The 12,226-nt window shown below is 72.6% G+C and carries 12 protein-coding genes and 2 pseudogenes; 7 read left to right on the plus strand and 7 right to left on the minus strand.

Features of this window, described 5'->3' with window-relative positions; all coding sequences use genetic code 11:
* Nucleotides 1-289 (minus strand): annotated as a pseudogene (locus tag DQW85_RS35445) (hypothetical protein); the annotation flags it as partial.
* Between the two features lie 235 nt (nucleotides 290-524).
* Between DQW85_RS35445 and DQW85_RS35450 the strand changes: the two are divergent.
* Nucleotides 525-2,624 carry an ATP-binding protein gene (locus DQW85_RS35450; protein ID WP_162795641.1) on the plus strand — a complete coding sequence of 700 codons (2,100 nt, stop codon included), beginning with the start codon at nucleotides 525-527 and terminating at the stop codon, nucleotides 2,622-2,624.
* Between the two features lies 1 nt (nucleotide 2,625).
* On the opposite strand, the gene DQW85_RS35455 is transcribed toward DQW85_RS35450, so the two are convergent.
* Nucleotides 2,626-3,537: a DMT family transporter gene (locus tag DQW85_RS35455; protein ID WP_113704121.1), complete on the minus strand. Its 912-nt coding sequence runs from the start codon at nucleotides 3,535-3,537 to the stop codon at nucleotides 2,626-2,628.
* 60 nt (nucleotides 3,538-3,597) lie between these two features.
* Nucleotides 3,598-4,437 carry a nitroreductase/quinone reductase family protein gene (locus DQW85_RS35460; RefSeq protein ID WP_113704122.1) on the minus strand — a complete coding sequence of 280 codons (840 nt, stop codon included), beginning with the start codon at nucleotides 4,435-4,437 and terminating at the stop codon, nucleotides 3,598-3,600.
* Between the two features lie 384 nt (nucleotides 4,438-4,821).
* Here DQW85_RS35460 and DQW85_RS35465 point away from each other — a divergent pair, with 384 nt between their 5' ends.
* Entirely contained in the window at nucleotides 4,822-5,832 is a 1,011-nt protein-coding gene (locus DQW85_RS35465; protein WP_113704130.1) for a CapA family protein, read from the plus strand.
* On the opposite strand, the gene DQW85_RS35470 is transcribed toward DQW85_RS35465, so the two are convergent.
* Together DQW85_RS35470 and DQW85_RS35475 are read right to left on the minus strand one after the other, a co-directional pair.
* On the minus strand, nucleotides 5,829-6,311 hold the full coding sequence (locus DQW85_RS35470) for a hypothetical protein (RefSeq protein ID WP_240197647.1): 483 nt from the start codon (nucleotides 6,309-6,311) through the stop codon (nucleotides 5,829-5,831). The genes DQW85_RS35465 and DQW85_RS35470 overlap by 4 nt on opposite strands.
* Nucleotides 6,308-6,829: an RNA polymerase sigma factor gene (locus DQW85_RS35475; RefSeq protein ID WP_113704123.1), complete on the minus strand. Its 522-nt coding sequence runs from the start codon at nucleotides 6,827-6,829 to the stop codon at nucleotides 6,308-6,310. The genes DQW85_RS35470 and DQW85_RS35475 overlap by 4 nt, the downstream gene beginning before the upstream one ends.
* A 242-nt stretch (nucleotides 6,830-7,071) precedes the next feature.
* Between DQW85_RS35475 and DQW85_RS35480 the strand changes: the two genes are divergently transcribed.
* The gene (locus DQW85_RS35480) at nucleotides 7,072-8,142 is read left to right on the plus strand and encodes an NAD(P)/FAD-dependent oxidoreductase (protein ID WP_113704124.1); all 1,071 of its coding nucleotides are present in this window, start codon (nucleotides 7,072-7,074) and stop codon (nucleotides 8,140-8,142) included.
* Nucleotides 8,143-8,220: 78 nt separating this feature from the next.
* Here DQW85_RS35480 and DQW85_RS35485 read toward each other — a convergent pair whose 3' ends face one another.
* The gene (locus DQW85_RS35485; protein WP_113704125.1) at nucleotides 8,221-8,634 is read right to left on the minus strand and encodes a DUF7144 family membrane protein; all 414 of its coding nucleotides are present in this window, start codon (nucleotides 8,632-8,634) and stop codon (nucleotides 8,221-8,223) included.
* A gap of 397 nt (nucleotides 8,635-9,031) precedes the next feature.
* Here DQW85_RS35485 and DQW85_RS35490 point away from each other — a divergent pair, with 397 nt between their 5' ends.
* The 3 genes from DQW85_RS35490 to DQW85_RS35500 all read left to right on the plus strand — a co-directional run bounded on the left by DQW85_RS35490 (nucleotide 9,032) and on the right by DQW85_RS35500 (nucleotide 11,317).
* Entirely contained in the window at nucleotides 9,032-9,379 is a 348-nt protein-coding gene (locus tag DQW85_RS35490; RefSeq protein WP_113704126.1) for an anti-sigma factor antagonist, read from the plus strand.
* A 141-nt stretch (nucleotides 9,380-9,520) separates the two neighbouring features.
* Nucleotides 9,521-10,135 carry a dihydrofolate reductase family protein gene (locus tag DQW85_RS35495; protein WP_113704127.1) on the plus strand — a complete coding sequence of 205 codons (615 nt, stop codon included), beginning with the start codon at nucleotides 9,521-9,523 and terminating at the stop codon, nucleotides 10,133-10,135.
* Nucleotides 10,136-10,216: 81 nt separating this feature from the next.
* Complete coding sequence (locus DQW85_RS35500; protein ID WP_113704128.1) at nucleotides 10,217-11,317, plus strand: carboxylate-amine ligase; 1,101 nt, start codon at nucleotides 10,217-10,219, stop codon at nucleotides 11,315-11,317.
* 40 nt (nucleotides 11,318-11,357) lie between these two features.
* Here DQW85_RS35500 and DQW85_RS35505 read toward each other — a convergent pair whose 3' ends face one another.
* Entirely contained in the window at nucleotides 11,358-11,681 is a 324-nt protein-coding gene (locus DQW85_RS35505) for a hypothetical protein (protein WP_113704129.1), read from the minus strand.
* 321 nt (nucleotides 11,682-12,002) lie between these two features.
* Here DQW85_RS35505 and DQW85_RS35510 point away from each other — a divergent pair.
* Nucleotides 12,003-12,226, plus strand: a pseudogene (locus DQW85_RS35510) (hypothetical protein); the annotation flags it as partial.

Genomic DNA, 12,226 nt, shown 5'->3' on the forward strand with positions numbered 1-12,226 from the left:
CCTGCGCGCCACCCCCCTCCCCCGTTCCCTCGTCCGGCGGGCCCGCGGGCGGGGGCGTCACGACGAACCGGGGATCGCGCCCGCGCAGCCGGACCTCGACCGAGCCGGGCGCGAGCTCGCGCGTGATCTCGTCGGCGGCGGCGGACAGCGCCTCCAGCAGCGCCAGCCGAGTGGCCGACTCGATGGACGCGGCCAGGCGGTCGGCGACGGCCCGGACGTCCTCCCCACCGGCCTCGGCGGCGGCGGCGAGCTCGCGACGGAGGTTGTCGACGTATGGGGAAAGCTCCATGACACCACTATGGCTCCATTGTGACACCAAAGCAAGCCGACGATGACACCAACGTCCGGCTCCCCCGCCCAGGCCGTCCGCGGACCGAACGTTTACCTTCCATGTGGCCCTACGGGGGATATGACCTGATTAGCCTGAAACGGCTATGGTGTCCTCGCGGCGTCGGCGGGAGGCCTTGCCTGCCACCGCGACGAGATTCATCGGCCGGCGGTGGGAGATAGCCGAGGCCCGCGCGATGTTGTCCAGATCCCGCCTGGTCAGCCTGACCGGCGTGGGCGGTGTCGGCAAGACGCGGCTGGCGCTGAAGGTCGCGGCGGCCTCCAGGCGGGCCTTCCGCGACGGGCTCTACCTGGTCGACCTCGCCAGGGTGGACGACGGAGAGCTGATCGCCCAGACAGTGGCCACCGCGCTCGGCCTGCAGAGCCGGTCGGCCGAGTCGCTGCCGGCGCACCTGGCGAACCACCTCGCCGACCGCCGGCTGCTGATCGTCATGGACAACTGCGAGCACCTGCTGGAGGCGTGCGCGGTGTTCGTGGACCAGATGCTCAAGAGCGCCCCCGGCCTGCACTTCCTGGTGACGAGCCGGACCGTGCTGGGCATCGACGGCGAGCAGGTGTTCCCCGTCGCCCCCCTGTCCGCGCCGGACCCCGGCCAGGAGCTCTCCACGGCCGCCCCGGACCAGGCCGCCCCGGACCAGGCCGCCCCGGACCAGGCCGCCGCGAACCAGGCCGCCGTGAGCCTCGCCGCCGTGAACCAGTACGAGGCGGTGGCCCTGCTGGCCGACCGGGCGAAGGCCGTCTCCCCCGGCTTCTCGGTGACCGAGGACAACGCGCGGCTGGTGGCCACGCTCTGCGCGCGGCTGGACGGCATCCCCCTCGCGATAGAACTGGCCGCCGCACGCCTGCGCTCGCTGTCCCTCGGACAGCTCGTCGAGCAGCTGGACGACCGGTTCGGGCTGCTGACGTCCGGCAGGCGGAACGCGCCGCCCAGGCAGCAGACGCTACGCGGCATGATCGACTGGAGCCACGGGCTCTGCTCGGCCGAGGAGAGACTGCTCTGGGCCCGGCTCTCGGTCTTTCCCGGCGACTTCGACCTGGACGCCGCCGAGGGGACGTGCGCCGGCGACGACCTCCCCCTCGACGACATCGTCGATCTGATCGACGCGCTGGTGTCCCAGTCGATCCTCGTCCGTACCGAACACGACGACGGCCTGCGCATGCGCATGCTGGAGACGATCCGCCAGTACGGGCGCGACCGGCTCGCCGAGTCGGGAGAGGCCGACCAGGTGCAGCGGCGGCACTGCGACTTCCACCTGGACCTGGCCGAACGCCACCTCCGGCAGTGGTGCGGCCCAGGGCAGGAGGCGGCCATGGCCAGGTGGCGCGCCGACCACGAGAACCTGAGGGCGGCACTGGAATGGTCCTCGGCCGAACCCGACCGGGCCCAGCGAGCCCTGGCCCTCGGCGCGGCGCTCCGCTACCACTGGTGCATCGGCGGGTACCTCGGCGAGGGACGCCGGTGGCTGGACCAGGCCCTGGCCGTCGGCCACGACGCCACACCCGCCCGCACGGGCGCGCTGTGGGTCGCCGCGTGGGTCTCGGTGCTGCAAGGCGACCACGCCGCGGCCGCCCAGCGGATACGGGAATGCGCCGGGCTCGCCGCCCGGACCGGCGACACGGCGGCCCAGGCCCAGTTGATGACCCTCCTCGGAAACGACGCGCTGGCCCAGGGCCAGCTGCGGGACGCCGTTTCCTGGTCGCGCCAGGCGGTCGCCGCCCATCGCCGGACCGGCGACACGGACGGCCTGCTGCTGTCGATGTTCATCCTGGCCAGAGCGCTCTCACACCTGGGGGACGGCGAACACGCCGCGGCGACGGCGGAGGAGGCATTGGCCGTCAGCCGGGAGTGCGGCGAGCACTGCCGGCGCTCGTACCTGCTGTGGTCGCTGGGCTACGACATGTGGAGACTCGGGGACCTCCCGGCGGCCGACGATCTGACCCGCCAGGCCCTGTCGATCCAACAGGGCTTCAACGACGGCGTGGGCGCCGCCATGGCGATCGAGCTCCTGGCCTGGATTGCCGCCTCACAAGGGCGGTTCGGCGAGGCCGCGCGGCTGATCGGGGCGGCGAACGCCGTCTGGCGCAGGACGGGCACCACCATCGGCGCGTTCGAACCGCTGGCCGACTGCCACGTCACCTGCGAGGAGCAGGCCATCGGAGCCCTCGGGCAGGTGGACTACCAGGCGGCGCTCGCGGAGAGCGTCGGCTCTGACATCCAGGAGGCGATCGGTCACGCTCTGAGGACTGAGAACGTGCCCGGCGCCTTTACAACGTAGATCACCGAGCTGACCGCGCCACCGTGCGGGACGGGCGGCGTGACACGGCCACCCCCGCCAGGCACAGCACCCCGCCTGCCATCGTGAGCAGCCCGGGGACCTCGCCCAGCGCCAGCCAGGACATCGGCACAACCAGCGCCGGCACCACGTACGTGGTCGCGCCCATCCGGCCGGCCGTCGTCCTGGCCAGGGCGAACGCCCAGGTCGTGAACGCCAGCGCCGTCGGGAAGACGCCAAGATAGATCATGTTGAGCGTCGCGGACATCGGGGCGCGCGCCAACTCCGACACGAGCACGCCGGCGAACGGCAGGCAGGCGACGGCCCCGACGAGACAGCCGAACGTCGTCACCTGCAGCGCCCCGGCGTGCCGCAGCGCGGGCTTCTGGGCCACCACCCCGGCGGCGTACCCGGCGGCGGCCAGCACGCAGAGCAGCACGCCGAGCACGGAGGCGCGGCCCTCGCCGGACATCGACACCCCCACGACCGCCGCGCCCGCGAACGACACGGCCATGCCCGCCAGCAGCGAGCGCGGCAGCCCCTCCCCCAGCAGCCTGCTGCTGAGCAGCGCGATGAGGATCGGCCCGATGTTGACGACCATGGCCGCCGTGCCCGCGTCGACCTCCCGCTCCGCCCAGTTGAGCGCGACCATGTAGACGCCGAACCACAGCACGCCCGACCAGACGATGCCCGGCCAGGCGGCGCGCGGCGGCCACCCTTCGCGGCGCACCAGGCTGATCGCCCCGAGCACCAGGCCGCCGGCCAGCAGCCGCCCGAGCGCCAGCGCGCCCGGCGAGTACGCCGATCCGGCGCTGCGGATGGACACGAAAGCGGAGGCCCACAGCACGACGGTGACGCCTGCCGCGACCAGGGCGAGCCGCGCGTCGCGGCGGCTGGTGCCCGAGGAGGTTGCCATAGGGCCGAACCTAACCCGCCGGCCTTTCGCCCCGGAGCGAAGGGTGGACGCCCGGCGGGGTCAGCCGGACATGCCGTCGAGGATCGGGAGGAGCTGCTCCTCCTCGTAGGCCAGGTGCCGTTCCAGCTCGTCGCTGAGCCGCTCCACCTCGGCGAGCACCAGCACCCGGTCCGCGCCCTCACCGGAGATCGCCGCCTGCAGTTCGTCCAGGAGGACCGCGACCTTCTCGTGCTCCCGGCGGAGCCGGTCGATGGTGGGGGCGAGCTCGGGATGGCGATGGGCGAGGGACCCGAACATGCCGGCGTCCTCGGCGGTGTGGTGGTGGTGCAGCCCCTGGCACACGGTCAGGCAGTTCACCCGGAGCTGGGCGCCCAGGCCGGGACCCGACGCGGCGATCTCCTTGCGGATCAGCCCGAGCTCCCGCCGGAAGGCGTCGTGGACCAGTTTGAGCCCCGCACCCCACGACGTCGCGTTGATGTTCGGCGGGCCGTCGGCGACCTGCCGCAGGGCGACCACGGGCAGGACGCGCTCCGCCTTGGCCTGGTACCCGGCCCATCCGGGGTCCGCTTCGGCGGCGCGGGCGAAAAGGCGGTCGCGCTCGGCGCCGTCGAGGACGGTGGCCTCCGCCTCGTAGGTGAAGACACCGTCCTCGACCGTCACGCGCGGGTAGGCGACCAGGTTGTGGTACCAGTCGGGGTGCCGGGGCGAGCCACCGGCCGAGCCGATGACGAGGATCCGCTCACCGTCGGGCAGGTAGCCGACGGGGGCCGTGTGCCTGGCGCCCGACCGGACCCCGGTAGTGGTCAGCAGGATCATCCGGGCGTCCGCGAACGGGCCGCTGAGCCGTCCGCCGTTCGCGCGGAACTCCTCGATGATCTGCTGGTTGAAATCAAGGGGCATCGTCTGTTCTTCTCTCCGAACACATTGGGGCCCGCGGGTCGTTCGCGGGCATGGCGAAATCACCACGGGGCGCTGCCGCGACCGTGGTGCGGGTCAGGAAAAAGGGAGCATGCCGGACGCGACGTACGTCCGGAGCTGCGGAAACCCCGAAAAGGGGGAGGAAATTACGAAATGGCTGCGCCGAATGCGCGGCTCATGGAGAGAGGGAAAAGGCGGGCCTCTCGCCCGCCTCGCGCTCAAGCCGTGGCCGGGTGCCTCACTCGCTCTTGGCCCATGGCCGACCCGGCAGTCACGGCGCCAACTCTAACCTCACCACCGTTTCACCGCAAACATCGCCATTCCTGGGTATGGCCCACCAGGGAGGGCAGTTCGGGGGTGACCGCGATGACCGCCATCACAGTGGCGCTGGCCGGTGACACGATGCTCGGCCGCGGCGTGGCCGAGCGCTTCACCGGCCACCCCGAGGTGGACGACTTCTTCTCGGCCGAGGTGCGCGATCACCTGGCCGAGGCCGACTTCTTCCTGCTGAACCTCGAATGCTGCCTCTCCGCGCGAGGCAGCCCGTGGCGGGCCCCGGGCAAGCCGTTTCACTTCAGGGCGCCGCCGCAGGCCGCCGACCTGCTGGCCGCACTCGGCGTCGGCTGCGTCACCCTGGCCAACAACCACGCCCTCGACTACGGCTACGAGGCCCTGCGGGACACCTGCGAGCACCTCCGGCGCGCGGGCATCCAATGGTTGGGCGCCGGAGAGGACGCCGCGCGGGCCCGACGGCCGGCCGACGTCGACGTGCGCGGCGTACGCGTGGGCATCGTGGCCTTCAGCGACCACCCGAGCGACTTCGCCGCCACCTCCCGCCGGCCGGGGATCGCCCATGCCGACCTCACGAGGGAGGTGCCGGCCTGGGTGGGCGAGACGATCGCGGCGCTGCGCGAGCGGGACGACGTGGTGCTGGCCACCCCGCACTGGGGTCCCAACATGGTCCGCCGGCCTCTCCCCTACGTCCGCAGGGCGGCGGACGCGCTGGTCAAGGCCGGGGCCACGCTGGTGGCCGGGCACTCCGCCCACGTCTTCCACGGCGCCGCCCCGGGGGTCCTGTTCGATCTGGGCGACTTCATCGACGACTACGCCGTGCACCCGTCCGCCCGCAACGACCTCGGCATGCTGTGGCTGGTCACCCTGGAGCCCCCGGGCCCGGCCCGGCTGCGCGCCGTACCCCTGAAGCTCGACTACACCCGCACCCGCCTGGCGCGGGGCGACGACTGGCGGCAGGTGCGCGACCGCTTCACCGAGGCCTGCGCCGAGCTGGGCACCCACGTCCAGGTGCGCGACCACGAGCTGGTCGCCACGCTGGGCACCGCATCCGCGCCCGCCCAGCCGGGAGGAGGCCGCCGCTAGCCCCGTTCGCGGCTGAGCCGGTCCCTCTGGCGGAGCAGGTGCCTGTGGCGGGCACGGGCCCGTACGGCCAGCACGAGCGCGAGCGCCACGAAGCCGCTTCCGCCCGCCAGAGCCGCCCCCAGCCCGGTGCCGCGCTGGACGGCGACCGCCGCCATGAGCGCGGTCGTGGCGCCGGAGGCGGCGACCGCGAGCCAGGCGGCGATCACCCGGTCCCTGGCGAACAGCGGTGCCCGGCGCGTGATCAGCCAGCCTCCGTAGCACGCCCACGCCAGCCCCAGCACGATGAACAGCCCGAACGCCACCCGGGTCCTCCCGGGCAGCGGCCCCGGCTCACTCGCCCAGAGCGTGGCGACGAAGGCGGCCCCCGCCAGCCCGGACAGCAGCGCCGTCACGGCACGGACCCGCACCCGCGGCGACAGCACGGGAGTCAGCCGCCCGATCATCTCCTCCGCCGGCATGCGGCGCTCGTCGTCGTTCACAGCCTCGGTTCCTCCTCCGCCAGTCGGTCACGTAGCAGGCGACGGGCCCGGCTGAGCCTGGACTTCACCGTGCCCGGCGGCACCCGGCAGATCTCGGCGCAGTCTTCCACCGACAGGTCCTCCAGGTAGAACAGGACGAGAACCTCCCGCTCCACCACCGGCAGGCCGGACAGCGCGGCGACCAGACCGGCCCGGTCCACCGCGGCCTCGGCCGGGTCGTCCATGACGGGCTCGCCCTCGCGGGACGCCTCCGCCCTGCCGTACTCCTCCCGCAGCCGGTCGGTCACCGCGCGCCGCGCGATGGTGAACAGCCAGGGCGCGAACCGGCCCGGCTCCCGCAGCCGCGGCAGCCCGCGGACCACGGCCAGCCAGATCTCCTGGGCGACGTCGTCGGCCCGCTGGGCGTCCAGCATGCGCCGCGCGTACGTCCACACCGGTCCGTGCCAGGCCCGCACCAGTTCGGCGAGCGCGCCGCGCTCGCCGAGCTGCGCGCGCACCACCAGCAGCTCATCGGTCATCTCGTCCTCCCGTCACCCTGCTCAGTCGGAGGAGGAGGCGGTCGGGTTCGCGCCGGGGGCGCCGGGGTTCACGCCGCCGGGTTCACGCCGTGCTCTCGCGCGCGGCGGGGCGGGCGCGCACGTGCAGGCGGGGGCCCACGGCGGTCAGCACGTTCGCGAGGTCGTCGTCTGCCATCCGGCCATTTTGCCGGTCCGGCAAGAGAGTTTGTCAAACGATCCGGCCCAGACGCATCCTCCACCACATGAGCGCAGACGCAGTAGACAATGTGCAGTCCCGCTACGACGCGGTGGTCATCGGTGGCGGAGCGGCCGGGCTGAGCGGGGCGCTGACCTTGGCGCGGGCGCGCCGTTCGGTCCTGGTCGTCGACTCCGGGCAGCCGCGCAACGCTCCGGCCGCCCACATGCACGGCTACCTCTCGCGTGACGGCGAGCCCCCCTCCCGGCTGCTGGCGGCGGGGCGCGAGGAGGTGACCGGCTACGGCGGCGAGATCGTGACGGACGAGGTCGTGGCGGTCGAGCGCCTCGGCGCGTCCACCGTGAACGGCCCGGTGAACGGCCCGGTGAACGGCCCGGTGAACGGCCAAAAGGTGAAGGGTGCCGTCGGCGAGGGCGGCGGCTTCCGGGTGGCGCTGGGTGGCGGTTCCACGGTGGTGGCCCGGCGGTTGCTGGTGGCCACCGGCCTGGTGGACGAGCTGCCGGACGTGCCCGGCCTCACGGAGCGCTGGGGGCGGGACGTGCTGCACTGCCCGTACTGTCACGGCTGGGAGGTGCGCGACCGGCCGATCGCCGTCCTCGCCACCGGGCCGCTGGCGGTTCACCAGGCGCTGCTGTGGCGGCAGTGGAGCGGCGACGTGACGCTCGTCCTGCACTCCGGCGCCGAGCTCGATCCCGGCGAGCGCGAGCAGCTGGCCGCCCGCGACATCCCCGTGTGGGAGGGGCCGGTGACAGGGTTGGAGGCGACGGGCGATCGGCTCGGCGGCGTGCGGCTGGCCGGCGGCCGGGTGGTCTCGTGCGAGGTCCTCGTGGTGGCCCCGCTGTACACCGCCCGCGCGGGTGTCCTGGCCGGGCTCGGCCTGGAGACGACCCCTCTGGAGATGGGCGGACGCGTGATCGCCACCCAGATCGCCGCGGGCCCGTCCGGGGAGACCGGGGTGCCGGGCGTGTGGGTGGCAGGGAACGTGGCGAACGCGACCGAGCAGGTCATCGGCTCGGCCGCCGCGGGCGTGCGCGCGGCGGCGGCGATCAACGCGGACCTGGTCGCCGAGGACACGCGCCTGGCCGTCGCCGCCCGGAAGGAGCCCGCCGCCTCGTGACCGGCGGGCGCCTCGTGACCGGCGGGCATGTGAGGAGGGCGTGGTCAGAGTGCCACCGCCCTCCCGCGACGGGCGCCTTCAGCCGGTGGCCTCCTTGGCCTCGCCGCCGTGCACGACGAGGGCGTACAGGATGACGACGTCCAAGGCGATGACCGCCAGCGACCACCACGGGTTGACCGAGATCCAGACGAGCTGCGTGAGCGCGTTGAGCATGATGAGGATGACCGCGACCACCCGCGCCCAGGTCTGGCCCAGGCTGACCGCGATGCCCACCGCCACGAGCAGCGCGCCGAACAGGAGATGGATCCAGCCCCACCCGGAGACGTCGAAGAGCAGGAGGCGTCCCGCCGTCTCGACGTAGACGTCACGCTGGAAGATCGCGTACAAGCCGGCGATGGCGTTGAACAGGCCCGCCAGGATCATGATGATGCCGGCGAACCACACCCAGCCGACCCAGCCGGTTACGTGCTGCTGCCGTGCTTGATAGGTCATGGCGTATCTCCTTGGAAGACGGGCTCACGACCCGCTCTCGTGCGATGCGGTGATGAGCCGACCATGTTCCAGACAGTACTGATATGGGTGCGTTTCAGGCTCTTACTGAGGTAAATGTTGTCACTGCGTGGTTTTGTGCTGTTTGCCGTGTGGGAGGCCCTCGGCGAACGCGCGCCGAGAGCGGCACTATGCCCCCCAAACCCCCATGAAGGCACTCTTACCTGCATGAACGCCGCTGAAACGCCCTTGGCCCGGCCTGCCGGATTACCGAGTGCCGCTGTTCGGAGACGCAGATTTTACGCGGGAGGGGGCGATACATAGGTGGCAAATATGGTGGCCTGCGTGCTATCGCCGTATTTGCGAGTTCCTAGCGCTGCCGACCCTCTGGAGGATTGCGATGGAGCCGCTGACCGTCACCGTCGAGACAGAGGCGCGGCACGCCGTGGTGCACCTGCAGGGCGAGATCGACATCGCCACCGCCGAAGCCCTCAAGAGCGCTCTCGACTGCGCGGTCGAGCATCCGGCCGTCAACACGCTGGATCTGGACTTCCAAGGTGTCTCGTTCATCGACTGTTCGGGGCTGCGCGTGCTGGTGGGCGTGAAACGGGCCATCGAGGCCCGGGGCGGGACGCTGGACCTGGTGAACCTCTCTCCCCTGGCCGAGCGGCTGCTGACCGCCGCCGGACTGGACCACCACCTCCACACGCCTGGGTCCCACCCCAGGGCGCCGGTCACCGCCGCCTGACGGCGATCCCCTTCCGCGGCGCGACGGCGGGCGAGCCGGCGCGCCCGCCGTGAATGAGTCGCGATGAGTTTCGCACCGTCCGGCGGTCCATCACCATGGGACGGCACCCGATGGGATGGCCGCGGCACGAAAGGAACACCAGTGAAGCTCACCGTGACGACGTTCATGACCCTCGACGGCATCGCGCAAGCGCCGGGCGGCCCGGACGAGGACCGCAGCGGCGGTTTCGAGCACGGCGGCTGGCTCGTCCCCCACCTCGACGAGGACTTCGGGCGCGCGATGGACGGCTGGTTCGCCCCGGCCGACGCCTTCCTGCTCGGCCGGAAGACCTACGAGATCTTCGCCGCGCACTGGCCGCACGTCACCGACCCGGACGACCCGGTCGCGACCAAGCTCAACACCCTCCCCAAGTACGTCGCCTCGCGCACGCTCGACAAGGCCGAGTGGGAGGGCACGACGCTGCTGCGCGACGACGTCGCCGGGGCCGTCACCCGGCTGAAGGCCGAGCCCGGCCGTGAGCTCCAGGTGCACGGCAGCCTCGACCTGATCCAGACGCTCATCAGAGCCGACCTCGTCGACGAGTTCCGCCTGCTGATCTTCCCGGTCGTGCTCGGCACCGGCAAGCGGCTGTTCGACGACATCATCCCGACCGGTCTCAAGCTGATCGACTCCAAGGCCACCAGCACCGGGGTCCTGCTCCAGACCTACGAGGCCGCGGGGCGTCCCTCGTACGGCACGGTCCCGGGACCCGAGTGACACCCGGTCCTGTTCGAGAGCGGATACTCGGGGGGAGAGAGCTCCACACACCTCAGTAGGGCGACCCCCCGGAGCAGCCCCATGACGAGACGTACGGAAGCGATCGCGGTAGGAGTGGAGGAGGAGTTCCACCTCATCGACGCCGAGACCCGGCACCTGGCCTTCCGATCGGGCGAACTGCTGGGCAGACTGCCGAAGGACCGGTTCGGGCAGGAGCTGCTGCGCTCGGCCGTGGAGGCGAACAGCAGGCCGTACACCACGCTGCGGGCGCTGGCCCGCGACCTGGCCGGGCTGCGCGGCACCCTGGTCACCGCGGCGGAGGGGCTGGGCCTGGGAATCGTGGCGGCGGGCAGCGTGCCGCTGGGCGAGGTCGAGGGGATGAAGGTGTCGCCCGACCCCCGCTACGAGCAGATGCTGGACCACTACCAGCACCTCACCCGTGAGCAGCTGATCTGCGGGACCCAGGTGCACGCCGAGATCGACGACCCCGACCTGGCCGTCCTGGTCTCCCACCGCCTGGCTCCCTGGCTGGGGCCGCTGCTCGCGCTCAGCTGCAGCTCGCCGTACTGGCTGGGGGCCGACACCGGGTACGCCAGCTACCGCACCCTGGTGTGGCGGCGCTGGCCGACCTCGGGTCCGATGGCGTGGTACGGGACCGCTGCGGACTACGGGCGGATGGTGGCCGGGCTGGTCAGGTCCGGCGTCATCAGCGACCCGGGCATGATCTACTTCGACGTCCGGCCGTCCGCGCACGTACCCACCGTCGAGCTGCGGGTCTGCGACTCCTGCCCGCGCGTGGACGACATCGTGCTGATAGCGGGGCTGTTCCGCGCGCTGGTGGCGCGGGAGCTCGATGCGGCGCGGCGGGACCGGGAGCGCGAGGTGCCGCTCGAACCGGTACGGGCCGCGACGTGGCAGGCGGCCCGTTCGGGGCTGGAGCGCGAGCTCGTCGACCCTGACGACGGGACGCCCCGGCCGGCGGCGGAGGTGGTGGGGCGGATGGTGGCCGGGCTGCGTCCGCGGCTGGAGGCGACCGGCGACTGGGAGCTGGTCTCCGGCCTGGTCTGCGACGCGCTGGCCAGGGGCAGCTCCGCGGAACGCCAGCGCCGGGCCCTCGCCCGCCGGGGCCGGATGACCGACGTGGTGGACCTCCTCCTCGCCGAGACCCGTTCGGGGACCTGAGCGGGCGGGGGCGGACCCGTTTCCGCCCCCGCCCCCTCGTTCAGCGGATGACCCGGCACACCAGGGAGTCGGACGGGCCGCGCCGGGCGCTCATCACGACGTCCGTGGTGAGGTGCTTGCACGCCAGGTAGGGGTCACCGGACCCGGCGTAGCGCAGGTTCCCGCCGGGGCCGCCCGAGTAGCAGCGCAGCCCGCCCGCCTCGTAGAAGCCGATCCAGGCCGACGAGCTGACCTTCGCGGCGCAGTAGTCGCCGATCGAGGTCGGGCCGAAGGTGACGTCCACCTCTGCGGCCTGGGCGGGCACGGCGACGGCGAGCAGGGTGGCGAGGGTGACGGAGGACAGCATGAGGCCGCGACGAAGCATGGGGACTCCATGGTGGTGGGGGTGGTGGTGGGGGCGGGGGCACTCAACCAGGAGTATCTATTAGGAAAGTTTCCTATGCAATGGGCGATCTTCCGGGTGCGTGGGACGGGGTGTGTTCGCGGGGGCCCGGTGGCGGTATCGTCAGAACGGCGCCGTCCCGCGCCAGACCTCCTGACCGCGCTCCCACGCCGCGCGGCCCCGCGGAGGCAGAGGGGATCGATGTCCTCGGGGCGCCGAGCCAACCGGTGATCGCGTCGGCCCGACGGCGGAGCGTGCCCCGGAGCGTGGGTCCCGGCGCGCGTGCCGCCGCAGGAGCAGGCGATGACCGAGCACAAGCATCTCAAGCGCCGGGTCCGTGACCGGATGTCCAAGACCGGCGAGTCCTACAGCACCGCGCACCGCCACGTCGCGGCCGGACGCGACGCCGGCGGGGCCGGGGGCGGACCCGAGGCGGGCATCGGGAGTGGCGTCGAGGGCGCCATCAGGGGCGGCGTCGAGGGCGGCGTCGAGGGCGCCATCAGGGGCGGCGGCGGGGGCGGCGGCGG

The organism is Nonomuraea lactucae, from assembly GCF_003313395.1.
Lineage (GTDB): Bacteria > Actinomycetota > Actinomycetes > Streptosporangiales > Streptosporangiaceae > Nonomuraea > Nonomuraea lactucae.

Bases quoted from the DNA above. Each gene is read 5' to 3' on its own strand.
- DQW85_RS35460 (WP_113704122.1), bottom strand. From the start codon at position 4,437: ATGCCCCTTGATTTCAACCAGCAGATCATCGAGGAGTTCCGCGCGAAC.
- DQW85_RS35455 (WP_113704121.1), bottom strand. From the start codon at position 3,537: ATGGCAACCTCCTCGGGCACCAGCCGCCGCGACGCGCGGCTCGCCCTG.
- DQW85_RS35475 (WP_113704123.1), bottom strand. From the start codon at position 6,829: ATGACCGATGAGCTGCTGGTGGTGCGCGCGCAGCTCGGCGAGCGCGGC.
- DQW85_RS35450 (WP_162795641.1), top strand. From the start codon at position 525: ATGTTGTCCAGATCCCGCCTGGTCAGCCTGACCGGCGTGGGCGGTGTC.
- DQW85_RS35480 (WP_113704124.1), top strand. From the start codon at position 7,072: ATGAGCGCAGACGCAGTAGACAATGTGCAGTCCCGCTACGACGCGGTG.
- DQW85_RS35490 (WP_113704126.1), top strand. From the start codon at position 9,032: ATGGAGCCGCTGACCGTCACCGTCGAGACAGAGGCGCGGCACGCCGTG.
- DQW85_RS35465 (WP_113704130.1), top strand. From the start codon at position 4,822: ATGACCGCCATCACAGTGGCGCTGGCCGGTGACACGATGCTCGGCCGC.
- DQW85_RS35505 (WP_113704129.1), bottom strand. From the start codon at position 11,681: ATGCTTCGTCGCGGCCTCATGCTGTCCTCCGTCACCCTCGCCACCCTG.
- DQW85_RS35500 (WP_113704128.1), top strand. From the start codon at position 10,217: ATGACGAGACGTACGGAAGCGATCGCGGTAGGAGTGGAGGAGGAGTTC.
- DQW85_RS35485 (WP_113704125.1), bottom strand. From the start codon at position 8,634: ATGACCTATCAAGCACGGCAGCAGCACGTAACCGGCTGGGTCGGCTGG.